The following is a 21,229-nucleotide window of genomic DNA, read 5'->3' as shown; positions in this document are numbered from 1 at the left end:
CGTGGACGACAAGGGCCGGCGCACCGACACCTGGATGCAGACCAACGCCGCCAACACCGTGTGGGCCGCGCACTCCCACACCGACTACGACGCCTCCGGACGACCGTCCCGGATCCTCGGTAAGCGCAACGCCCCCTCCATCAACGGCGGCTCACCCGACACCGTGGTCGACCTGCAGTACTGCTACGCCACGAACTCCACCTACCCCAACTGCTCGACCACCACGACCGACGACCGGTCACTGACCCAGTGGGTCCGCGACAACGTCACCGGCCAGCTGACCACCTACACCTACGACAACGCCCGCCGCCTGACCGGCGCTGCCACGACGGCCGGCAATGACGCCGCGGGCCCATCGCCGCCACGTCGTACACCTACACCTACGACGCCCGCGGCAACCGCACCACGGCCACCACCACCGCCACGGCCGACCAGGCCCGCACCCACAACCCCGGCAACCAGATCACCACCAGCGGGTTCACCTACGACGGCGCCGGGAACCTCACCAGCGACCCCGACGCCGGCACCATCGCCTACACCGCCGGAGACCAGATGGCCTCGGTCACCACGGGCGGCGTCACCTACGACTACACCTACGCCGGCATCGGGAACAACGAGCTTCTCCGCAACGAGACCCCCAACGACCTGTACACCTACACCTACGGCGCCGACAGCGCCGTCCCCGGACGCCCTGTCATCGAGCAGGTCACCGTCGACGGCAAGACCGCCCACCTGGACAACGACCCCACCGGGCAACCCATCATGCTGCGCACCTCTACCGGGCAGCCGCTGCTGTACATCTACGACGCCCAAGGCTCCCCCGTCGCACTGGTGACCTCCTTCGACACCACCGCGTTCCAATACTCCTTCGACCCTTACGGCGTCGCCGAGCTCGACCAGACCTCCGGTGGCAACGCCATCAAGCAGACCCCCTTCCTGTACACCGGCGGCCTGCACGACCGCACCACCGGCTGGATCAAGCAAGGCGCCCGCTACTACGACCCCACCGAAGGGCGCTGGACCCAGTACGACACCCTCGACGCACCCCTCGACCCCGCCAACGCCAACCGCTACGCCTATGCCGCCAACAATCCCGTCAACTACACCGACCCCACGGGGCGCGTCAGCGCATCGACCGTCCTAGGCGCTGCCGGTCTTGTTGTGGGCGCAGCCGCGGTCTTCGCCACAGGCGGCCTGGCAGTTGGTCTTGCTGCCGGATCCACCGCCCTATCGGTGGGGTCTGAGCTGGCGGCTGGTGACACACGCGGCGCCGTCGTTGCGGGTGCATTCGGGGCTGTCGGGACTGGCTTCAGCGTTGCATCGAATGCGCTGGGAGTCGGCTACCGAACGTCAGTTGCCGTAAGTGCGGGGTACAGTGGCCTAGGCATCGGTGCAGGACTTGCAGAGGACGGGTGATCGAGGATGGCAAACGGAGCACTGAATGTCCCCTATGGCGTTCCGCTCTTCTTCGCAATCGTGATTGTTGGACTGGTCATCGTTTTTACGAGAGGCCGCTCCAAGAAGTAAGCGTCCGCCCAACGGGCCCAACCTCACGCCCCGAGCGTGACCTCACCTGAAGTTGTCGGTGGTTAGACCGATTCGCGCGTCACCGGATCGTCGTCGGCCCGCCGCCCCGTTGCCGGCGGCGGGCCGATGGGATTGAAATGGCGATACTCATGTTTTGCCTGCGTCGCCCGACATGGAACGCCGCTCCGTGTCCCCTCCCGCGGGAGCGTGACCGCTCAGGGCGGCGGCCGCCCGAGCACAGGACTGGCGGGTTCAGCAACTTCCGTCCTACGTCCGCGGTATGGACTCGACGGGCTCTCACCCCCACCGCTGAAGATTCGGACAAGTACTCGAGACACGAGCTGTCTCACGCTGATGTCAATGCGCAGGTCACGGAGCTGGCAAGCGGACAGGTTCCGCGAGTTCCTACACCCGCCCCTTGTAGGTTCTCGGACGAGTTGGCCACTTCTCGCCTTCTTGTCAGACGCGTGTCAGATTTCTCACGAACCTGTCAGACCGAGGCCACCAGGAACCATGGGCGGTTGCATGCCCACGATCGCAGACCCCCGTTGTGCGCCCTGCGACAGGTTCGTCAACTGTCGGTGTCCATGCCCTCCAGCGCCCGGCGGACGCTGTAGCGGGGGTCGGAGGCGAGAATCTCGCGGGCGCGGGCAGTCCGTCCGTCGGCCGCGCGGCCGGAGAGGGCTCCGGCAAGCGCGCGGCGGACCCGCGGGTCGGCGTCCACGGCTAGCCGGTCGCCGATCACGGGGTCTAGCGCATCCGACGCCACCCAAGCGATCCCCGCGAGCGACCGCAACGGCCAGCCGAGGCCGGCGAGTAGCGGCACGTCTTGCTCGAGGTCGTCTTGTAGGGCCTGCAGCGCGCGGGTCGCATGGTAGCTCTCTTGCCCGCCGGCGCTGATAATCGCCAGGGCACTGGTCCTAGCAAGGTCGCGCTGTTCTGGCGTGCGGGCAAGTCGCGCCGCCAGGTGAGTGTGGTCACCTGATCTGGCTCCGGTAGCGGCTGTTGTCGTCACCGTTGTGGCCCCACTTCGCGGGGTGGATGTGGGGTTGTTCGGTGTGTCGTCACTGGGGTTGGCCCCGGGGTCGGTGAGGTGGGTCCTGTCGCTGCGGGGGCTGGCGGCGGGAGGGTGGCTGTGGGATGCGGGGTCGGATGGAGCTGTTCGAGGCGATCCGTCGGGATGCTCGGCGTGAGGGTCTGTCGATCCGGGAGCTGGCGCGTCGTCATCAGGTCCACCGGCGCACGGTCCGTCAGGCGCTGAAGGCCCCGACCCCGCCACCGCGCAAGGCACCGCCGGTCCGGGCGGGGCTGGCGTTGGAGGAGTTCAAGCCGGTGATCGACGCGATCCTTGCTGCGGATCTTCAGGCGCCGCGCAAGCAACGTCACACCGCTCGGCGGATCTGGCAGCGACTGGTCACCGAGCACGGGGCGCAGGTCTCGGAGGCGACGGTCTACCGGTATGTGCGCCGCTGCAAGGCCGAGCTGGGCTTGGGTGGGGTGGAGGTCGCCGTCGTCCAGGAGCACGCGCCCGGGGTGGACGCGGAGGTCGACTTCGGGGAGTTCTTCGCGGTCGTGGCCGGGACGATGACCAAGTGCCAGCTGTTCGTGCTGCGCTTGTCCGGGTCCGGGAAGGCGGTGCATGTCGCGTTCACCAGCGCTGGGCAGGAGGCGTTCCTGGAGGGCCACGTCCGGGCCTTCGAAGCTCTGGGTGGGGTGCCCGAGCGCATCAAGTACGACAACCTGAAGTCTGCGGTGGTCCGGGTGCTGCAGGGCCGCGGCCGGCAGGAGGCCGACCGGTTCCTCGAGCTGCGGTCCCACTACGGGTTCGACTCCTTCTTCTGCCGCCCTGGCCTGGAGGGCGCGCACGAGAAGGGCGGGGTGGAAGGAGAGATCGGCCGGTTCCGCCGCCGGCACCTGGTCCCCGTCCCTGAAGTCGAGTCCGTCACCGAGCTCAACGCGCTGCTCGCCCGCGCCGGTCACCTCGACGACGCCCGGCACCTGCCCGGTCGTGCCCACCCCATCGGGGCGGAGTTCGCCGAGGAACAGCCCGCGCTGCAGGCGCTGCCACCGGCCGCGTTCGAGGCGGGGATCACGTTGTTCCCGCGGGTGGACCGCCATGCCCGGATCACGGTCCGTTGCCACCAGTACTCGGTGCCCGCCCGACTGGTCGGCCGGCAGGTGCGGGTTCTGCTGCGCGCCCACGAGGTTCTCGTCTATGCCGCCGCGCCCGGCGCGGCTGGGTCCTCAGCGCGGGTGGAAGTCGCCCACCACGAACGGTCCCCGCGCAAGCACGGCATGACCCTGGTGCTGGATCACTACCTCGAGGTGCTCGCCCGCAAGCCCGGCGCCCTGCCCGGCGCCACCGCGCTGGCACAGGCGCGCCGCTCGGGAGCGTTCACCAGCGCCCACGAGGCGTTCTGGGCGGCCGCCCGCGCCGCGCTCGGTGACGCCGACGGCACCCGTGAGCTGGTCGAGGTGCTGCTGCTGCACCGTCACCTGCGGGCCGAGCACGTGGTCGCCGGGCTGCTCGCAGCGACGTCGGTCGGAGCGGTGCGCGCCGACGTCGTCGCCGTCGAGGCCCGCCGCATCGCCCAGAACACGACCGCGGCTGACCTGGCCGCCGCGCTGGACGCGGGGCTCGGGCAGCCGGCCGTGGTGGACCTGTCCGAGCGGGTCGTGGTCCGCCTGACCGAACGGCGCCTGAGCGATCCGGCCGCGGTCATCGCCGGACTACCCGCCGACACCCGACCGTTGCCGTCCGTCGCGCACTACGACGAGCTCCTACGGCTGCGACGAGCCCACCCCGACCCGACCGGTCCCACGCCGGCGTCCGCGACCACCGAGGGACAGGTGTCATGACCACACCCACCACCGCGCCCATACCGGCGCTGCGACGCCGGCGCGGGATGAGCGAGGAAGCCGCCCTCGCCGCGGTCGACCAGGCGTGCCGGGCGCTGCGACTGCCCAGCATCCGCGCGAAGACCGAGGACATGATCGCCGCCGCCGAACGCGAGCAGCTGTCCTACCGTGCCTTCCTCGCCGAGCTCCTGCTCACCGAGTGCGACGACCGGTCCCGGCGCCGCTCCATCCGCCGGGTCAAGGCTGCCGGGTTCCCCCGGGAGAAGTGGCTCGGAGACTTCGACTTCGACGCCAACCCGAACCTCAACCCGGCCACCATCCACCAGCTCGCGACCAGCACCTGGGTCAAGGACGGCCAACCGCTGTGCCTGATCGGGGACTCCGGCACCGGCAAGTCCCACCTGCTCATCGCCCTGGGCACCGCCGCCGCCGAGGCCGGCTACCGGGTCAAGTACACCCTGGCGACCAAGCTCGTGAACGAGCTCGTCGAGGCCGCCGACGAGAAGATCCTCGCCAAGACCATCGCCCGCTACGGCCGGGTCGACCTGCTCTGCATCGACGAGCTCGGCTACATGGAACTCGACCGCCGCGGCGCCGACCTCCTCTTCCAGGTCCTCACCGAACGCGAAGAGACCAACTCCGTCGCCATCGCCTCCAACCAGTCCTTCTCCGCCTGGACCAAGACCTTCACCGACCCACGCCTGTGCGCCGCGATCATCGACCGCCTCACCTTCGCCGGCAACATCATCGAGACCGGCTCGACGTCCTACCGCCTCACCCACGCCCGAGCCCAGCGCACGGGCTAGACCCTGGGGCGGAGCCTGCTTGTGTGAGGCTGTGCAGGAAACAAGCAGCGAGGTCGGAGGCGTGTCGCAGCCGGCTCCGGCGTGTGGTTGTTGTGGGCGTCAGCGGCGCCGGTTGGCGGAGCTGGGGTCGACACCGGGGGTCTTCATCTGCCGGCCGTGCGCGGTGTGGGCGTGGCGGCGGGCGTCGCGCCGCTGACGGGTGCACCGGTCGGCAGGACCTGGCAGACGCCGTCCTCGCCGCAGGCTGCCGGGTCCAGGGTGGCGGCGCGGGCCCGCAGCCGCCGGACCTCGGTGCGGGTCGCCTCGAGCTCGGCGATGCGCTTGTCGAGCGCGGCGGCATGCCGGTCGAGGAGGGCGGTGACGTGCTCGCACGGTGGGCCCTGGTCCTCCCGGACCTCGATGACCGTGCGGATCTCAGCAAGGGTGAGCCCGGCAGCCTGAGCGGCGCGGACGAACCCGAGCCGCGTGAGCACGCTGTCGTCGTAGTCCCGGTATCCCGAGGCCGTCCGGGCGGGCACCGGTAGGACCCCGGCCTGCTCGTAGAACCGCAGCGCCTTCGTGGTCAGGCCAGCGCGCTCGGCCACCTCCCCGATCCTCACCTCACCGACACTACGCCTTGACCTTCCCCCGCACTGGAACCTCTACCGTCTCCGGCCATGAACGAGAACACCTGGGACCTGGTCGTGGTCGGCACCGGCGCCGCAGCGATGGCCGCCGGCATCGAAGCCCGCTCACGCGGCAGACGCGTCCTGCTCGTCGAGCACGGCCCCCTCGGCGGGACGTGCCTGAACATCGGGTGCATCCCGAGCAAGAACCTGCTCGCCGCCGCCGCGCAGCGCCACCGCGCCCTGACCAACCCCTTCCCGATGGTCCCCACCACCGCCGGCGGCGTCGACCTCCCGGCACTCATGGCAGGCAAGCAGAACCTCATCGAGGCGCTGCGGCAGGCCAAGTACCAGGACGTCGCCGCCGCGCACGGCTTCCCGATCCGGCACGGGCACGCGCGGTTCGTCGACGACACGACACTGCACGTCGAGGACGAGCCCGTCCGCGCGGCGGCCTACGTCATCGCCACCGGCGCCGCGCCGCACCTGCCGGACCTACCCGGCCTGCACGACGTCGCCCACCTCACCTCGACAACCGCGATGGAGCAGCAGCAGCTCCCTGAATCGATGGTCGTCATCGGCGGCGGCTACGTCGGGCTCGAGCAGGCGCAGCTGTGGTCCCACCTCGGAGTGCACGTGACCCTGGTCGGCCGAGTCGCCCCGCACACCGAACCCGAGGTCGCCGACGTGCTGCGCGCGGCGTTCCTCACCGACGGCATCCAAATCGTCGAGGAGCACGCCGTCGCCGTCGAGCGCGGGGCCGACGACACAGTCCTCGTGCACACCGCCAGCGGCCACACGGCGGCCGGCGAACGGCTGCTGGTCGCGACCGGACGGACGGCCGACACCACCGGCCTCGGCCTGGACGACGCCGGAGTCGCGACGGATGCCCGCGGCTTCATCGTCGTCGACCCCCACCAACGCACCACCAACCCGCGCATCTACGCCGCCGGCGACGTCACCGGAGCACCTCAGTACGTCTACGTCGCCGCACGGACCGGACACGCGGCCGCCGCCGGAGCCCTCGGCGACCCCACCCCGGTCGACTACCGGGGCCTTCCCGGCGTCGTGTTCACCACCCCGCAGCTCGCCTCGGCCGGACTCACCGAACAGCGCGCCCTCGAACTCGGGCACACCTGCGACTGCCGAGTCCTCACCGCCCACGACCTCCCACGCGCCCTGGTCAACCAGGACCCCCGAGGCGTCCTGAAGCTCGTCATCGACGTCCACAGCCGCCAGATCCTCGGCGTCCACGCCGCGCTCGACGGTGCCGGGGAACTCATGCTCGCCGCCACCTACGCCATCAAGTTCGGCCTCACCATCGACGACATCGCCGACACCTGGGCGCCCTACCTCACGATGAGCGAAGCGCTGCGCCTCGCCGCCGGACTCTTCCGCACCAACACCCCGACCAGCTGCTGCGCCTGAGGACCCACCAGCGCCACCACCGACTCCTGCATCACGTCTCGCACACCCCCAAAGTGGGGCCAGCACCGTGACGACAGCAGGGGCCACTTCACTTGACGACACTCACCAGGTAAACGGCGGCGGGGCGGCTGTCGCTGCCGCCGGAGTAGCGGAACGCTCCGAGGGGGTGGCTGAACTGCCCCATCACGGAGTCAGCCTCCGAAGGTGGCGGGTCGTGGGCGAGAGCGAGCGCCTGGGGCAGGAGCCGGGCGATGTCGTCGTCGTCCAAGTCAGCGACGAGGTTGGCGGCCGCGATCAGGTAGTCGTTGCGGTCGCTGGCGGCTTCGTACGGGGACCGTGCCCGTTCGATTTGGTGCTCGATGAGTTCGGCGCGCCGAGCGGCGGGCAAGCCCGCGGCGATGACCGACTTGCTAACAGCGTTGGTACCCACGCTGTAGGCCCCCGGTCCGTTGGTTAGCGGCGCCGAGAGACTGGCGGCGGCGGCTTCCATGTCTGCGGGGTCGACTTGTTCGGGCCGCGCGTAAGCGAGCAGCTCGGCCGCATCGGCGGTGGTCGGGGCGATGGCGCGCAGCCGCTCATCTACCCGGTCGATGTTGTCGGTGAGCAGCTCGCGCGCTTCAGAGCGGAGTGAGTGGCTCGCGCGCGCTAGCAGTTCCAGGAGTTGGTCCAGCGCCCGGTCGAGCAGCGCTGGGTGCGCCCGACCTATGCGTCCGCATACCTCGGCGTGGGCGTCGTCGGTTTGCCAGCCGCGCCCGGGCTCGGCGTGGGCGTAGGGCGCCAGCTGGACGAGGAGCCGTTCGGCTTGGTCTGACGCGAGGCGGTCGCCGAGCCCGGCGAGCGCTTCGACGGCGGCCACGTACACCGAGGGCCCAATCAGCGGCGTGTCCACCAGGGTCCGTTCCGCCGCGGCATCCAGGACCGCGATCGCCTGCTCGGCAATCTCAGCCACCTGATCGTCGGGTACGAGATCGGCTTGCGCGGCGACGAGACGAAACGCCGCCGCTCTCGTCCAGTACGTGGAACCGGCGACACCCTCGTCGTGCGGCGCCTGGACCGCCTGGGCCGCTTCATCCGCCATCTCATCGACCAGCTTCAGGTCCTCGCCGACCGCGGCGTCGGGTTCCGGTCTCTGCAGGAAACCATCGACACCACCTCCCCGGCGGCCGGCTCGTCTTTCACGTCTTCGCCGGCCTGGCCGCCGCCCAGGCACGCGGACGTACCGGTGGACGACCCGCACTGCCGTCGGCCGACCAGGTCCGAGCAGCCCGGCGGATGTATGAGCAGAACGACATGACCGTCACCCAGATCGGCAACGTCCTCGGCGTCAGCCGCACGACCATCTACCGGGCGCTCAACCGCCCACCCACCACGAGCTCTCCGCGGCTGCCGAGGAGCACCACGTAGGCCGCCCCGCGCTGCGCACCCACGGCCCGGGGGCCCGGCTCCCTTCACTCGGCCTCCGCCACTGTCGGTGGCCCGTGCTCCAATGGACAGGTGAAGCGAACGACACTCGTGTAAGCACACGGCTGGAGGGCCAAAATGGGTTGGACGGAGCAGGCATCGCTGGAGCGGGCGCGCGATACGTACGAGGCCACAGTCGACGTAAGCGTGAGCACAGTGGCCCGCAAGACGGACTTCGAGTCGATCAGCCTTACCAACCCGCGGCGGGTACGAGGAGCGCATCTCTACCTAGACGTCACCAACTTTACCGACCTGCTTGGGCAGCCGGAGGAGGGCACCGACGAGGACATGCTTCGGCTGGTGCACCTCTATGCGCGGGAGGTGACGCGAGTGGTGGAGGCCGACCTCGACGCTGTCAAGGTCCACTTCCAGGGACCGCGCCTGCACGCCGTCGCGTACCGACCAATCAGCGACGACGCTGAGATGGTCGCGAAGGCGGTCGTCGCCGCCGCGGCGATTCAACACACCGCAACAATTTTCAACGAAGTGTTTCGGCTCAGCGGCGACCTCGCGTGGAAGACCGCGGCAGGCATTGCTTTTGGCGACGTCATCGCCACAAGGAATGGCACCGGCGGAGACCGGGAGCTTCTGTTCCTCGGAGCCCCCGCAAACTACGCGGCCAAGATGATCAGCGCCGGAGTCCGCATCTCAGCCGACGCCGCAGACCTATTACCCGACGACGTCAGAGCGTACGTTTCGGAAACAAACGACGATGTCGTCTGCAAGGTATCAATGACTGCGGATCAAGTCGAAGCATTGTGCGAACACTACGGTTGGACTTGGAGCGCGGACCAGACTCGCAAACGCCCTGACGAAGCGGCCGAAAAGTACCCGCCTGGCTGCGCGACGGTAAAGAAGCCGACCGTCACGATTGATAAGTCGGCACTGGGTCTGTCGAACAGCAAGCGACTCCATGCAGTGTCGATCTTCGCAGACGTTGACGGGTTCACTAAGTACATCGACGAAGCGACCGAGCAAGACGAAGACCTCATCGAGGCAGTCCGGGCGTTTCACACGCTTCGCAAGGAGATGCGGAGCACCGCTGTCATCGACTACGACTCCCTCCGCATTCAGTACCAGGGCGACCGCATGCAGGCAATTGCCTACTTGCCGTTCGACGACGAGGCAAAAGCCGCCCTGACCGCCGTTAAGGTCGCTGCCGCGCTACAGTCCGTGGCTACGAACGTTATGCCGCAAGTGGTTGACGCCAGCGCAGCGAAGCCACTCGCCATCGGCGTCGCGGCCGGCTCAATATTGCTGTCAAAGCTCGGCGAACACGGAGACCGGGACGTCGTGGCGCTCGGGCCTGCCGTCGCCGAAGCCGCTCGCATTCAGCAACGGCTCGACGGCACCGTCACCGGCATCAATAAGGCCGTCTATGACTCGCTTCCCGCCTGGCTCCAGCAGTACTACGTGTACAGCGGAGGCGCCTACGTGGCGCACGACCTCACGCTCGACGTCATTGAGCGCGAGGAGAAGGCCGCCGAGAAGTCCGAGGAGGCCAAGGCCGCTCGGACAAGCCCCGCCTACGTCGGGTCGACGCGACCGGCACCAGACGCCCCGCTCCGCCCGTGGGCGCGGTGACGCTTGAAGGCCGACGCACGCCGACGCTTCCGGCAGCACGAGCAGTACCTTATCGAGCAGGAGCCGGGCCTTAAGCTTGTGCTAGACGAGGACGCCGACACAGCGAAGATCACTGGCAACATCGTCGTGCCCCTCGGCGCGGGACGACGCGACCACTTCTATATAGAGATCCGGTACTCGGTAACCGACAAGGGTCTCAACCCATTCCAGACGCCCGAGACTTACGACCCGGGTGCACGTTTCGCACGCGACCCGGACCGGCACATCGAAACCGACGGCCGGTTCTGCATGTGGCTACCGCACACCGATTATGATGACTTCGCGAAGCCGGACGGGCTTGCACGCCACTTGAACCGCATTCGCGAGTTCATCACCTTGCAGATCATCTGTGAGGGCCGGATCGCCCGCCAAATTGCGCCGTGTTGGCCGGGCGAGCAGTGGGGACACGGGAACGACGGTTACCGGGAATGGCTGCGCGAGCACGTCGAAGGGCTAACTCCGCTCCAAGTTGGGCGCTTCAGCGCTGCTCTCAGCAAGCCTCCGCTGGCACGAGCGGCGTGCCCATGCGGTGGCGGCCGGAACTTCGGTCGCTGTCACGCCACTTGGTTTCGAGCGCTACAGGAAGCCGCCCGGCATGCAGGTGTGACGATATGGCTTGAACTCTATGAGATTGCAGAAGGACGAGATGCTTTGGAATCGCTCCTCGAGGAAGCCCGCCAGCACACCCCTGACGGGTGACGCCTCGCACTCAGGCGTCGACTTTGGTTGGCGCGTGCACAACTCCCAAGAAGCATGGACTGCTAAGGTCGACACGAAGGCGTCCATCCTCCTCGCCCTCGAGGGAGGGCTCCTCGTAGCCGTCTTTGCCGGCTTCGCCGAGGGCGGCACATTCGCTGATGTGAACGGGTGGCGCCAGAATGCCTTGTACGCCAGCGTAGGCTTACTGATCATAGCCATCATATCGGCGGCCGCGGCTGTTTTTCCGATCTTGGGATCCGTTAGGGAGCACAGGCAGCACGCCAGCGAAAACTTCATATACTTTGGCCACCTGCGACACCTTAACCCGCATGACGTCACTTCGCGACTCCGCCAGCTGACTGCCCAGCAGGAGTCAGCCATGCTTGGCAGACAACTAGTCGCCATGAGCAAGGGCAATTGGCGCAAGCACCAATGCGTTCGCGTTTCCGTCCTGACCGTGCTATTTGCGGCGGGATTAGCTGTACTTGTGGTTGCTTACCCCGTAACTTGCGGAGCCACCGCGCCTTCGCCTAGGTAAGGGCGCTGGGCGGACTCGCACCGGGCACGCCTGAAGTTCCCTGCCATACCGGGTCGTTCGGCCTAGCGATACGTCCAGTCGCGCGGCGGCGCCATTTCGTCGAGCAGGAACGTCTACAACGGAGCCCCTGCTCCAGAGCCGCATAAACCACCGTATGGCCGACTGCATGGCAAGGCGCCCAAGCACACCAGCCCACAGCATGCCCAGCGTCTGTGAATGGGTCCGCTGAACGTCCGCGAACCACTCGCGGGCGGAGATGCCGTCGATGCCTACCGACTCCTCGGACGCCCTCGCGAGGCGCCGGCCGCTGCGAGTGCACTGCCAGCGGCTACCACGATCGGGAAGTGGTGCGCCGCCCACCTGACGACCCCCACTGGATCGCTCAAGACCGACGACGCCGCAGCTAAGGCGTCATTCGGTTCGCCGAGCAGCAACCCAGCCGCCACAAGGCACGCGAGCGTCCCGCCAGCCCACATCCCGAGGGCAGGGAATCGGGCGCCCACGAACGCCGCCACCGCGGCCATCACGGCGGTCCAGACCAAGTACCCCTCGTTGTACGGCTCGCCCACCGAGAACGACACCCAGTTCCTCTCGAGCTCGTTCATCAGCACCACGAGGAGCAGCGCAACCACGACCCCGGCCGCCACAACCTTCCACCTCGGGCGCCCGCGACGGGTCAAGCGCTCGGTGTCTGTCCTGGTAGCCGTCACGGTGCCGCCCTCCATCGGAAGTCCATCCAAGGTAACCGCCACACCCTCCGGCGCGCCTGAACCGTGGCCGGCTCCGCCGGAACCGGACGAAGACGGTCCACTCGCCAGCCCGGCGCTGCCCCGTCTCGAAAACGACCGAATGCGGTCCAGGCGCCGGCGTTGTGGTGTTCCACCGAAGATCGGGTTCGCCATGGAGCCCCGCGGTGAGCCTCGGCGTGGGCTGCATGGGTGTGTCCGCGCGGTCAGTCGTGTCGCGCGAGCTCGTGGGCGGCGTGCCCGGGCGGGCTCGAGTTGGAACGTGCAGTGGACGGTGTCGAAGGGGTCACCGGGGCATTCCTCTTTAGGAATCGAGCGACTCGCCCCACTCGGCGCCGAGCACCCAGGACAGAGCTGACATCCGCCCGCTGAGGAGACCCCACTCGAAGTCGTCCCAGCCGAGGTTCTCGCGTCCGTACTTCTCCTCGATGCGTGCTGCGGCTTTGCACGCTTGCTCGAGGATCTGCTCTTGACCAGCCTTGAGCTTCTCGCCGCGCTCGAGCTTCTCGTGCCAGACCTGGTGTCGGTTCCACCAGACCTTGTCCCAGAACTCGTTGTAGAGCCTCAAGATGTCTTCATCGTTTCGACGGAGCAGGAGCGGCCAGGTCTCGCCAGGGACCTCATCGCTAGGGATCCACTCGACCTTGTCTCCCTCGGGCGTGTAGCCGATCGGGTGCCCGTTGGGCCCAACCGCGTCCGGCTCGACCGGATCGGTCGTCTCCGCCTTCGAGCGTTCCAGTCCGGGTCCTATATGGAGCCGAGCGAAGTTGCGGTTTAACTCCTCGATCTGGGTCATCAGGTCGTGATCAAACCGCGCGACCTCGATCCCTGCGTCGCGCAGCCGAAGCTCACCGCGTCCGCGGATGTCTTCGTTCGGGTCGAGCACGCCGATGACGACGCGCCTGATGCGGCGCTCGATGATGCGTTCGACACAGGGAATCTTCGGGCTGTTCCGAGCCGTGCACGGCTCCAACGTCGTGAACAACGTCGTACCAGCGAGGGTGTCGTCGGCGAGCTTTCGCTCGAGCAGGGTGAACTCGGCGTGCTCGCCTTGACCGAGCTCTCCTCGGAACGCCCCACCAAGGAAGACGCCATCACGCCCGACGACTGCTCCGACCCTTGGAGACACACGGTCAGGCTCGCTGACGGACTGACGAGCGAGAGCAACCGCGCGCTCCATCATCGCTCGGTCACTCCAGGACTCGGCCTCTACTGCCACTGAGTGAGGGTAGCGGGAAGGAGCCGGCGCCAGCCGGTCGTCGTCCGATTACCTCGGTGCCCCCTCGGCGCACCGCCTTTCGTGCGGCCAAGAAGCGGTCGTGAGCGACAGAGCGCACCGATTGCCCGGTGCGCCACTGCTCCCAGGCGCGGTCTTGCTGCTCGAGGGATAGCTGGGTCGGGGCACGGGCACCTCCACGGGTCGTGATCATCGTGGTGGTGCGTTGACCCCTTGAGCCCGCCACCGTTTCCGGGCACGGGCACGGGCACGGGTCCGGCAGGACGCACCTACTCGCGGGCCCCAGCCCTTCGGTCCCCGGCTGAGAGCACTGGCCGGGCTACCGCCCCGACTGGACGCAGTCAGGTCGCGCAAGCGACCCGGACGAGCCACCGCGGCGAACGGTCGATGGCCCCCTCGACCGGTGGGTGTGCACGCGGCGGCTGGTGCCGCACATCACCGGAGGGATCGCGGCGTCCGCCGCGGCGCATCGCACCTTCGAGAACGGGACAACCATGACCCAGACCACCTCCACCCAGACCTCTCGGTTGAGCCGGCGTAAGGCGGTGCTGGCGCGAGCTCGCGAGGTCACCGCGATCGCCCGAGCGGCTGACGCGGTGTTCCGCGCCAGCCGCAGCGCCACTCAGCTGTACGACGCGCTCCGCGACGCGGGGGTGCTGTGAACGGCGCTCGGTGCGGCGGCCGGCCGGCCCTGTGGGGCCGGCCTGGCGCCGCGCGTCGCGCAGCAAGCTCCGTTGCCGGCGGGGCACCCTGGCGCGGTGGAGACGACAAACCGGGCGGCCGCGGCGGCTGTCGGGCCCGCGGCGGAGACCTCGCGGGTCTCAGCCCGGCGTGGTCGTACCGGTAGAGGAACGCGGCCATCGCCTCGCGGGAGACGGCGCCGGACCCTTGGAAGGTGCCGTCGCGGTAGCCGGTGGTGATGCGGGTCGAGGCGAGCCAGGCGACGGCGTCGTGGAAGGGGTGGTCGGCGGGGACGTCGACGAACTCGCGCACGGGCCCGACCGGGGCTGGTGATCCGGCGGCGCGGTGCAGGAACGCGGCCATCGCCTCCCGGGAGACGCTGCCGGAGCCTTGGAAGGTGCCGTCGCGGTACCCGGTGGTGATGCCGGTGGAGGCGAGCCACCGGATCTCGTCGTGGAACCGGTGGGAGGTCGGGACGTCGACGAACTCGCGGACGAGCTCGGCCGGGGCTGGTGATCCGGCGGCGCGGTGCAGGAAGGCGGCGGTCGCCTCGCGGGAGGCGGAGGCTGGCGCCGCGGAAGGTGCCGTCGCGGTGGCCGGTGGTGATGCCCGCGGTGACGAGCCACCGCACCTGGTCGTGGAACGGGTGGGGTCGTGGCGGGTGATGAACCGCACCTGCGCGCCGGTGGGCGGGGTCGACAGGACGGTCAGCCGGTACTCGCCGTCGCTGGTGGTGAAGGTGTGCCTGACGGGAAGGACGAACGACGCAGGCTCGGGACGGTAGGGCGAGGCGGGTGCGGCGGCCGTCGTCGCGCCTGCCTGCAGGAGCAGGGTGTCGTAGAAGAAGCCGGGCAGGTGGGGGCGGCGCGCCGCACGAGGACACCGGGTTGGTGGACGCGTCGTACTCGCATTGGCCCTTGCCGCACTCGCGAAGGAAGCTCTCCCGATCCTCTCGAGGTAGGCGGCCGACGACGACGTCTGCGGTCCGTCGCTCAGCGGCGCCGACCCAGGCCTGGGCGAGACCGGCCGGTCTACCGGGCGGCCAAGTCGTCCGTCTCGGCCGGCGCGCTGCCGTCCGCGGGGTCGCCCTTGCTGTCGGGGGCGTCGGTCGTCTCGAGGAACGTCTTGTTGAGGTAGTACACCTTGCGCTTGTGCAGGTCCGTGGACCAGCGATCGCGCGGCACCTCGTCCTCCACCTGGCCCCGGGCCAGGCCAAGCGCCTTAAGTTCATTGAATCCGCGCTGCCAGGTGTCCTCCTTCATGCAGAAGTTCTCCCTGTCCCAGCTGGAGACGGGGGCGCCCTCGGTCTCGGGTCGACCTGCGAGCACGAGCCGTAGACAGAGGTAGACGAAGAGCGCTCGAGCTGACAGCACGTTGATCCAGCCGCGAGACCACAGTTGTATCGGGATCGTGATGTACGGCCCTCGGTGCGTCTTCGGCGGCTGGGGGGATGGATGGGGACCGCGATGCGGGCGCCGTGGCCCGGCTCCGGCGTGCGCGTCACAATGCTCGTGCCGCGAGGTCCTGCCTTGCCCAACACCACGAACGCGCGCTTGATGCGTCGCGTGCCGGCGCCTGGTTCGGGGCGACGAGCATCGAGCTCCTCGTAGCCCAGCATCTCGGCCCAGTAGTGGTCCGGCCGGGCCCGGTAGAGCACGTGCGGCGGCTTGCGAGTCAGCATGACGAGGGTGAGGTAAAGCTTCATCGGCACCTCGCCGAGCGCGAACAGCTTCGAGAGGTCGGTCGACGACTGGCCGGGGGCCTTCCTCCGCGCGTACTCCTCCGCCAGCTGCACCGTCGCCTTGCGGCCGGACCCCTTGACCGCGTCGGTGAGCAGCCCCTTGGCCGTCACGGTGAAAGTTCCCACGGACACCTCCGAATACTGACTGACCATCTGAGCCCCCCGCTGCCGTAGCGGGGTCAATGGGGTCATGGGGTCATGGCGTAGAGACATGCCTGCACGTGAACCCACGAAAGTGGACCGCTCAGATGGTACGAGAGCGTCGCCGGGGCGGTCAAAATCCGCGCTCCGGTGGCTACCTAACCCGCTGCGTCGACAGCGCACGCCGCTCGGATGGCCAAACTTCTGCCTTGGTGCTCCCCGGCTTCGCCAGGATCATGGAAGACGTCAGGGCCGGGCCGCCCGGCCCGGCCCTGACAGGTGAGAGAACCCCAGGAGAAGGAGGTGATGCTCGTGAAGCGCGGATTTCGACTGACCGTCACATGGTCCCGTGGCTCGGTCTCCATCACGCTCGAGCCCTACTAGGGCGTGTCTCCCATAGATGTGGTGAGGCTCGCGGCACTGTGACGGGGTGACGTCTTCTCGGTACCGGGTGTTCTCCGATGAGCAGTGGGCGAGGGTGGAGCCGTTGCTGCCCTCGAACGCGGGCCGGCGTGGGCACCCGTTCGGTGACAATCGTCGGGTGGTCGAGGCGATCGCCTACCGGTACCGCACCGGGATCGCGTGGCGGGACCTGCCGCGTGAGGAGTTCGGGCCGTGGCAGACGGCGTGGAAGCGGCACCGCCGGTACGCCGCCGACGGGACGTGGGACCGGGTGCTGGCGCGGCTGCTGGCCGAGGCCGACGCCGCAGGAAAGGTCGACTGGGCGGTATCGGTCGATGCCACGATCGCCCGGGCGCACCAGCACGCGACGAACACAACCCGCCCCGATCAGGACACAGGGGGCCCGGTCGAATCACAGGAATCAGCCGACCGCTGAGCCTGAACCCGCAGGTCACGGCGTCGGGCGCTCACGTGGAGGACTCACCACCAAGATCCACGCCGCGGTCGACGGGCGCGGGCGTCCGCTGGCCGCGGTCGTCACCGGCGGGCACCGCAACGACGGCGCCGTGCTCGCCGCGGTCCTGGCTGACATCTGGGTGCCCAGGATCGGACCGGGCCGTCCCCGCACCCGCCCCGACGCCGTGATCGCGGACAAGGCGTACTCAGCCGGCACCTACCGGCGCGCGCTGCGCGCCCGAGGGATCGCCGTCGTCATCCCGCAGAAGTCCGACGAGATCGCCGCCCGCAGACGCCGGGGCTCACGCGGTTGGCAGACCGCCCGGCCTGGACACCGACGCCTACCGGCGCCGCAACGTCGTCGAACGCCACTTCGCCCTCGCCAAGCAGTGGCGAGGACTGGCCACCCGCTACGACAAGCTCGCCATCACCTACCGCGCCGCCGTCATCCTCGCCGCCTGCCTCACCTGGTCTCGCATATAGGAGACGTGCCCTAGTTCTGGGTGCGGCTCCGTCGTTGCAGCGACGGGGCCGCACCCAGTCTCTGGGGCAAGAGTCGACCGCCGCAACCGCCTTGCCTACGGCCCGGCTCAGTTCTCGAGCTGGGCGAGCGCCCGGGTCACGGAGGAACGGCCCCGAAGCTCAGCACCCGCGCGATCATGTCGAGGCTCTAGCCCGACGCGCGGAGGCCGCTGGGCAGCCCTCCAGCCGCCTCCGGCGTCATGACGGTCGGGCACCCCCAGGCGTCCCTGAGCGCGAGCGTGCGCCAGGCCGTCGACGGTGTCGTGACAGAACCGTTGCCGGGGCGGACGACATCGTCGTCGTCCGGATCGAGGGCGACCGGGCGGAACTCGCTCCACCGGACGCCCGAGACGCGCTCGGCTTCTCCCAGACGTTCCTGCTTGACGCCGTACGCGCAGCCCGTGCCGAGCACGTCGCCCTGGCGCGCGACCACGAGCGATCAGCCTTGAGCGTCTCCCCGCAGACCGCCCGCACGACGTCGGTCTCGTCATGCCCATCCTGTTGCACCACCGACGCGCACGGCATCGCCCGACGAACCACCGCAGTACGCATCGTGGTGGGCGTTCGGCCAGACCTAACAGATAATGTCTCTTCGGTCATGATCGTTGATCGCGGCAACTCAAGGAGCCGATGTGGGTGCAGTCGATTCGCAGGCGTGCGTGTATCTGTACCGAGGGCAGGGCAGTGCTCAGATTCGCTACGTCGGCAAAGGGGCAAGCCCAGAAAGGGCACTGCAGCACACCGGCGGCTCCCACAACCCGGGCCTACGCGCGTTAATCGAGACCGGGGAGTACGTCCTCGAGGTGGCGGGGCCTTATCCGTCCCCGGCTGAGGCGGCTCTCGTTGAGGCGGCGCTGATCTCAGCCCTTAGCCGTAGTGGCACCCAGGCGGCGCTGGTCAATGAAGCTGCCGGCGCAGGCCCGAAGTTCCGACCATTGGGCGTGCCCGGAGAGTTGGCCGATCGCCCACTGCAGCCACCCCTGACCCTCGGGGAGCTCGGACGGATTACCGGAGGAGCGCTGGTAGTGCGAAACAGCTTCGGGCCCGATCTTGCGGATGGCCGCCCGCGCCTGGACCCGTTCTCGCAGCAGCAGGACGACGTCATCGTCGACAACCTGGTCAGGTCGTGGCTACTCGAACGAGTCCTGCCGGCGTGGGTCACCGACCCGAGCAGCCGCCCCTTCGTTCTGCTCGGCGCAGCCGGTCCCCCCGCGCATCGATATGTCCCAGGAGCGTTGTCGATCAACAGGGACGTCCTCTGCGACGAACCGGTGCGGGAGATCACCCCCACGGATGACGACCTGGATGCCTGCGGCTTGCGTGGCCGGCGCCTTACCGACGTGAAGTTCGGTCGGGGCAGTTACGAGCACTTCATCTGGGTCGACGGCAGCGGCGTCGTCCGGTATGGCGCGGACACCGAGTTCAAACCGCTAGGAGAGTGAGGCGAGCCTTCCAGTGCCGGCCGGCGTGCGGGAGCAAGTGTGGCCGAAGCTGAACGCAGTGAGACGACGATCGACTCGCCCTCCGAAGATCCCTCGGCTGGCGCGCCCACGACCTCCGATGCACCACCGGCTCGGTGGGTCAGCCGTGACCGCACACCGGCCCGGCTGGTGCGCCGCTACTGCGCTCGAGTGTTGATCTCGAAGCTGCGTAAGTAGTCGGCGTAGAGCCGGGTCGTTAGGAGGGCCGGGTCGATCCGCGCGACGATCTGCTGGTACTCGACGAGGGAGTCGGTGACGATGAACGCGTGCGTGAGGTCGTCACGTCGTGCAGCCGCCGACACGAACGCGCCCCAGGCGCTGGTGTCGAACATGACCCCGTAGCAGGCCGATGCAGGGATCGACCAGCCTTCCTCGGCCACCTCGGCGATACGCTCGCCCCGCGCCCCCGCGCGGAGCCAGAGCAGCGGCGCGATCGCCTCGAACCGGCGCCCGAGCGAGACGAGCGTGGGGTCCTCGTAGGTGAGGGTGAAGAACTCCACGTTCTCCCGGAACCCGTCGGCCATCGGAAACTCGTCAACGAACCGGTAGTCGCCGGTGACCGCGGTTCCGGTCGTCGTGGTGCCGGTGATGGCGGCACGGATGCGCGGCTTGGTGATGTAGTCGCAGATGCCCATCGCCTCCCAGTCCTTGTCGCCGGGCTTGAGCCCTCGCGCGCGAAGTTCGGCCTGTTCGGCAACGCCGACCTCGTTGTTGGTGACACAGATGCTGCGGCGGTGACCGCCGTCCTGGTGGTTGAGCCGCATCACGGCCTGGGTGGTCGTCCCTGAGCCGGCGAAGAAGTCGAGGACAAGCGCGTCGGGCTTGTTGGCGACGAAGAACCGCAGTGCGTCCTCTACCGCGTAGAGGGCCTTGGCGAACGGGAACGTGCGGTCGGGTAGGAACCGCGAGAGCAGGCGGCTTCCGCTGTTCCCGGCGTCGTGGCTGGTCAGGCGCCAGACGTCGTTGGGAACGTAGCGCGCCTGGTACTGAGAGCCGTCGGTGATGACGGACCCGTCGGAGCGGCGGCCGGTGATAGGGAAGAGCCCGTCGTCGACCTTCTTGCGCTCGCCCTGCTTGAGGTAGGTCAGCGTGCTGCTGGCCCCCCGCCAGGTGCCGATCCGGGCGTAGCCGAGGGAGATGAGCTCGCGGAGAGCCTCAGGTGAGGTCTGCCAGCGACCTTCCTTGTCGTCCTGGCGGATGGGTCAGACGGCTTCGCACCCGGCAGGCGGCGCGACGTCTTGCCAACCGTCGCCGTAGAACGGCTCTCCGACCGAGTCGAAGACGGGACCGTCCGCAGTGCTGCGGATGAAGACGGGGTAGAAGAGGTTCGGGTGCGTCGTGCGGAACGGCTGCGTGCCGGACCGCATGAGCATGTTCCATCGCAGGTTGTTCTTGTTGGCCGTCTTGACCGGATTCCACTCGTCGCCCAGGTGGAGCGGGGCAGGATGGGAGGCACCAAGCTGGACGAAGAAGATGTACTCGGCGGAGCGCGCGAAGGTGCCGGTCCGTGTTGAGCCGCCCGCGTTGATCGACGCGGTGACCATCGTGATCCGTGCGTCGGAGAACATTTGCTCGAGCAGCAGGCCGAGGCGCAGGTACTCCTTCTCGTCGATGGTGACGATCAGGACGGAGTCCGCGGGGTTGAGCAGTCGCTTGGCCACAAGCAGGCGGCGCTCGATGAAACTGAGCCACTTGGAGTGGCGGTAGGGGTCGGCGTCGTCGACGTAGTCGTTGTTGTACTTCCAGTCGCGGGCGCCGGTGTTGTAGGGCGGGTCGATGTAGATCGCGTCGACCTGACCCTCATGTGCGAAGAGGAGCGCCTCTAGCGCGTGGTAATTCTCGGCGTTGATCACGGTGTGGAACGGCTTGCCGCCGTCATTACCATCTGCGGCGCCGCCGCGCACGACGCGCCCGGTGGACACCAGGCCCGGGTAGATGGGGTCCCCGAATTCGCGCGTGGCGACCAGGCGCGCGCTGCCGACCTGCCGGGTCTCGCCATTGCCGTCACGCAGTGACGTGTGCGTCGCGCCGACGTCGGTCACGGTCCAGACGCCGGAACCGTCGAGGTCTGCGGGGTCGTCCGAGCCATCCGCGAGGACCTGGACCTTCTCCCCTTCCCGAATCGCGAACCCGGGGAGGACGACCGACTCGGGCAGGTGCCGGTCGAAGACCAGGCCCAGGCGCCGGTTCTTGGTGACCTTGTCGTACTCGGCGCGCAGCGCTGTGCGCAGCTGGGGGTCCTTGATGGAGTCGATGAGGTTGTCGATGTGGGCCAC

At 68.5% G+C, this 21,229-nt stretch carries 23 protein-coding genes and 1 pseudogene; 13 read left to right on the top strand and 11 right to left on the bottom strand.

Going from position 1 to position 21,229, the window contains the following annotated elements:
* Window positions 1-552: 552 nt before the first annotated feature.
* On the top strand, window positions 553-1,416 hold the full coding sequence (locus REH70_RS20195; RefSeq protein WP_310750260.1) for an RHS repeat-associated core domain-containing protein: 864 nt from the start codon (window positions 553-555) through the stop codon (window positions 1,414-1,416).
* 682 nt (window positions 1,417-2,098) lie between these two features.
* On the opposite strand, the gene REH70_RS20190 is transcribed toward REH70_RS20195, so the two are convergent.
* Window positions 2,099-2,542, bottom strand: coding sequence for a hypothetical protein (locus REH70_RS20190; RefSeq protein ID WP_310750257.1), 444 nt, complete (start codon window positions 2,540-2,542; stop codon window positions 2,099-2,101).
* Between the two features lie 125 nt (window positions 2,543-2,667).
* On the opposite strand from REH70_RS20190, the gene istA reads away from it, so the two are divergent.
* Both istA and istB read left to right on the top strand, forming a co-directional pair.
* Window positions 2,668-4,386 carry an IS21 family transposase gene (gene istA, locus REH70_RS20185; RefSeq protein WP_310750255.1) on the top strand — a complete coding sequence of 573 codons (1,719 nt, stop codon included), beginning with the start codon at window positions 2,668-2,670 and terminating at the stop codon, window positions 4,384-4,386.
* A 47-nt stretch (window positions 4,387-4,433) separates the two neighbouring features.
* A complete protein-coding gene (istB, locus tag REH70_RS20180) occupies window positions 4,434-5,192 on the top strand; it encodes an IS21-like element helper ATPase IstB (protein WP_310750252.1) in 759 nt (252 codons plus the stop codon).
* Window positions 5,193-5,335: 143 nt separating this feature from the next.
* Here the strand turns inward: istB and REH70_RS20175 are convergent, their stop codons facing one another.
* Window positions 5,336-5,776, bottom strand: a complete 441-nt coding sequence (locus REH70_RS20175; RefSeq protein WP_310750249.1) for a heavy metal-responsive transcriptional regulator — start codon at window positions 5,774-5,776, stop codon at window positions 5,336-5,338.
* Between the two features lie 72 nt (window positions 5,777-5,848).
* On the opposite strand from REH70_RS20175, the gene merA reads away from it, so the two are divergent.
* Window positions 5,849-7,225, top strand: a complete 1,377-nt coding sequence (gene merA, locus REH70_RS20170) for a mercury(II) reductase (RefSeq protein WP_310750246.1) — start codon at window positions 5,849-5,851, stop codon at window positions 7,223-7,225.
* An 88-nt stretch (window positions 7,226-7,313) separates the two neighbouring features.
* Here the strand turns inward: merA and REH70_RS20165 are convergent, their stop codons facing one another.
* A complete protein-coding gene (locus REH70_RS20165) occupies window positions 7,314-8,303 on the bottom strand; it encodes a hypothetical protein (protein WP_310750243.1) in 990 nt (329 codons plus the stop codon).
* Here REH70_RS20165 and REH70_RS20160 point away from each other — a divergent pair.
* From REH70_RS20160 to REH70_RS21000, 5 genes are all read left to right on the top strand, one after another.
* On the top strand, window positions 8,265-8,519 hold the full coding sequence (locus REH70_RS20160) for a recombinase family protein (protein ID WP_310750239.1): 255 nt from the start codon (window positions 8,265-8,267) through the stop codon (window positions 8,517-8,519). The genes REH70_RS20165 and REH70_RS20160 overlap by 39 nt on opposite strands.
* Window positions 8,498-8,629, top strand: coding sequence for a helix-turn-helix domain-containing protein (locus REH70_RS20155; protein ID WP_310750237.1), 132 nt, complete (start codon window positions 8,498-8,500; stop codon window positions 8,627-8,629). The genes REH70_RS20160 and REH70_RS20155 overlap by 22 nt, the downstream gene beginning before the upstream one ends.
* Window positions 8,630-8,764: 135 nt before the next feature.
* Window positions 8,765-10,270 carry an adenylate/guanylate cyclase domain-containing protein gene (locus REH70_RS20150; protein ID WP_310750235.1) on the top strand — a complete coding sequence of 502 codons (1,506 nt, stop codon included), beginning with the start codon at window positions 8,765-8,767 and terminating at the stop codon, window positions 10,268-10,270.
* 3 nt (window positions 10,271-10,273) lie between these two features.
* On the top strand, window positions 10,274-11,008 hold the full coding sequence (locus REH70_RS20145; RefSeq protein WP_310750232.1) for an SEC-C metal-binding domain-containing protein: 735 nt from the start codon (window positions 10,274-10,276) through the stop codon (window positions 11,006-11,008).
* A complete protein-coding gene (locus REH70_RS21000; RefSeq protein ID WP_396134598.1) occupies window positions 10,935-11,546 on the top strand; it encodes a Pycsar system effector family protein in 612 nt (203 codons plus the stop codon). The genes REH70_RS20145 and REH70_RS21000 overlap by 74 nt, the downstream gene beginning before the upstream one ends.
* Before the next feature lie 269 nt (window positions 11,547-11,815).
* Here REH70_RS21000 and REH70_RS20140 read toward each other — a convergent pair whose 3' ends face one another.
* Window positions 11,816-12,271: a hypothetical protein gene (locus REH70_RS20140; protein WP_310750229.1), complete on the bottom strand. Its 456-nt coding sequence runs from the start codon at window positions 12,269-12,271 to the stop codon at window positions 11,816-11,818.
* Between the two features lie 325 nt (window positions 12,272-12,596).
* Window positions 12,597-13,511, bottom strand: coding sequence for a hypothetical protein (locus tag REH70_RS20135; protein WP_310750227.1), 915 nt, complete (start codon window positions 13,509-13,511; stop codon window positions 12,597-12,599).
* 443 nt (window positions 13,512-13,954) lie between these two features.
* On the opposite strand from REH70_RS20135, the gene REH70_RS20130 reads away from it, so the two are divergent.
* Window positions 13,955-14,191 (top strand): hypothetical protein, encoded by a 237-nt coding sequence (locus REH70_RS20130; RefSeq protein ID WP_310750224.1) that lies wholly within the window; start codon window positions 13,955-13,957, stop codon window positions 14,189-14,191.
* Here REH70_RS20130 and REH70_RS20995 read toward each other — a convergent pair.
* The 3 genes from REH70_RS20995 to REH70_RS20120 form a co-directional block, all read right to left on the bottom strand.
* Window positions 14,097-14,885, bottom strand: coding sequence for an S-layer homology domain-containing protein (locus REH70_RS20995; protein WP_396134597.1), 789 nt, complete (start codon window positions 14,883-14,885; stop codon window positions 14,097-14,099). The two genes, REH70_RS20130 and REH70_RS20995, sit on opposite strands and share 95 nt — an antisense overlap.
* 356 nt (window positions 14,886-15,241) lie before the next feature.
* Window positions 15,242-15,472, bottom strand: a complete 231-nt coding sequence (locus REH70_RS20125; RefSeq protein ID WP_310750221.1) for a hypothetical protein — start codon at window positions 15,470-15,472, stop codon at window positions 15,242-15,244.
* Window positions 15,469-16,077: a hypothetical protein gene (locus REH70_RS20120; RefSeq protein WP_310750218.1), complete on the bottom strand. Its 609-nt coding sequence runs from the start codon at window positions 16,075-16,077 to the stop codon at window positions 15,469-15,471. The genes REH70_RS20125 and REH70_RS20120 overlap by 4 nt, the downstream gene beginning before the upstream one ends.
* 445 nt (window positions 16,078-16,522) lie before the next feature.
* On the opposite strand from REH70_RS20120, the gene REH70_RS20990 reads away from it, so the two are divergent.
* Both REH70_RS20990 and REH70_RS20115 read left to right on the top strand, forming a co-directional pair.
* Window positions 16,523-16,930, top strand: a complete 408-nt coding sequence (locus tag REH70_RS20990) for an IS5 family transposase (protein ID WP_396134596.1) — start codon at window positions 16,523-16,525, stop codon at window positions 16,928-16,930.
* Window positions 16,830-17,433, top strand: a pseudogene (locus REH70_RS20115) (IS5 family transposase). The gene REH70_RS20990 and the pseudogene REH70_RS20115 overlap by 101 nt, the downstream one beginning before the upstream one ends.
* A gap of 187 nt (window positions 17,434-17,620) precedes the next feature.
* Here REH70_RS20115 and REH70_RS20110 read toward each other — a convergent pair.
* Entirely contained in the window at window positions 17,621-17,905 is a 285-nt protein-coding gene (locus REH70_RS20110; RefSeq protein ID WP_310750215.1) for a hypothetical protein, read from the bottom strand.
* 199 nt (window positions 17,906-18,104) lie between these two features.
* Here REH70_RS20110 and REH70_RS20105 point away from each other — a divergent pair, with 199 nt between their 5' ends.
* The gene (locus REH70_RS20105) at window positions 18,105-18,914 is read left to right on the top strand and encodes a hypothetical protein (protein ID WP_310750212.1); all 810 of its coding nucleotides are present in this window, start codon (window positions 18,105-18,107) and stop codon (window positions 18,912-18,914) included.
* Window positions 18,915-19,090: 176 nt separating this feature from the next.
* Here the strand turns inward: REH70_RS20105 and REH70_RS20100 are convergent, their stop codons facing one another.
* Together REH70_RS20100 and REH70_RS20095 are read right to left on the bottom strand one after the other, a co-directional pair.
* Window positions 19,091-19,957 (bottom strand): DNA methyltransferase, encoded by an 867-nt coding sequence (locus REH70_RS20100; protein WP_310754450.1) that lies wholly within the window; start codon window positions 19,955-19,957, stop codon window positions 19,091-19,093.
* Window positions 19,958-20,155: 198 nt separating this feature from the next.
* Window positions 20,156-21,229, bottom strand: a complete 1,074-nt coding sequence (locus tag REH70_RS20095; RefSeq protein WP_310750208.1) for a DNA methyltransferase — start codon at window positions 21,227-21,229, stop codon at window positions 20,156-20,158.

The sequence above is a fragment of the Cellulomonas sp. ATA003 genome (genome assembly GCF_031582905.1).
Taxonomy (GTDB): Bacteria; Actinomycetota; Actinomycetes; order Actinomycetales; family Cellulomonadaceae; genus Pengzhenrongella.
This window is presented reverse-complemented; position numbering and strand designations above follow the sequence as displayed.

Excerpts from the sequence above, each read along its gene's own strand:
- REH70_RS20195 (WP_310750260.1), top strand. The coding sequence starts at position 553 with ATGGCCTCGGTCACCACGGGCGGCGTCACCTACGACTACACCTACGCC.
- istA (WP_310750255.1), top strand. The coding sequence starts at position 2,668 with ATGCGGGGTCGGATGGAGCTGTTCGAGGCGATCCGTCGGGATGCTCGG.
- istB (WP_310750252.1), top strand. The coding sequence starts at position 4,434 with ATGAGCGAGGAAGCCGCCCTCGCCGCGGTCGACCAGGCGTGCCGGGCG.
- merA (WP_310750246.1), top strand. The coding sequence starts at position 5,849 with ATGAACGAGAACACCTGGGACCTGGTCGTGGTCGGCACCGGCGCCGCA.
- REH70_RS20165 (WP_310750243.1), bottom strand. The coding sequence starts at position 8,303 with ATGGCGGATGAAGCGGCCCAGGCGGTCCAGGCGCCGCACGACGAGGGT.
- REH70_RS20155 (WP_310750237.1), top strand. The coding sequence starts at position 8,498 with ATGTATGAGCAGAACGACATGACCGTCACCCAGATCGGCAACGTCCTC.
- REH70_RS20150 (WP_310750235.1), top strand. The coding sequence starts at position 8,765 with ATGGGTTGGACGGAGCAGGCATCGCTGGAGCGGGCGCGCGATACGTAC.
- REH70_RS21000 (WP_396134598.1), top strand. The coding sequence starts at position 10,935 with ATGAGATTGCAGAAGGACGAGATGCTTTGGAATCGCTCCTCGAGGAAG.
- REH70_RS20140 (WP_310750229.1), bottom strand. The coding sequence starts at position 12,271 with ATGGAGGGCGGCACCGTGACGGCTACCAGGACAGACACCGAGCGCTTG.
- REH70_RS20125 (WP_310750221.1), bottom strand. The coding sequence starts at position 15,472 with ATGAAGGAGGACACCTGGCAGCGCGGATTCAATGAACTTAAGGCGCTT.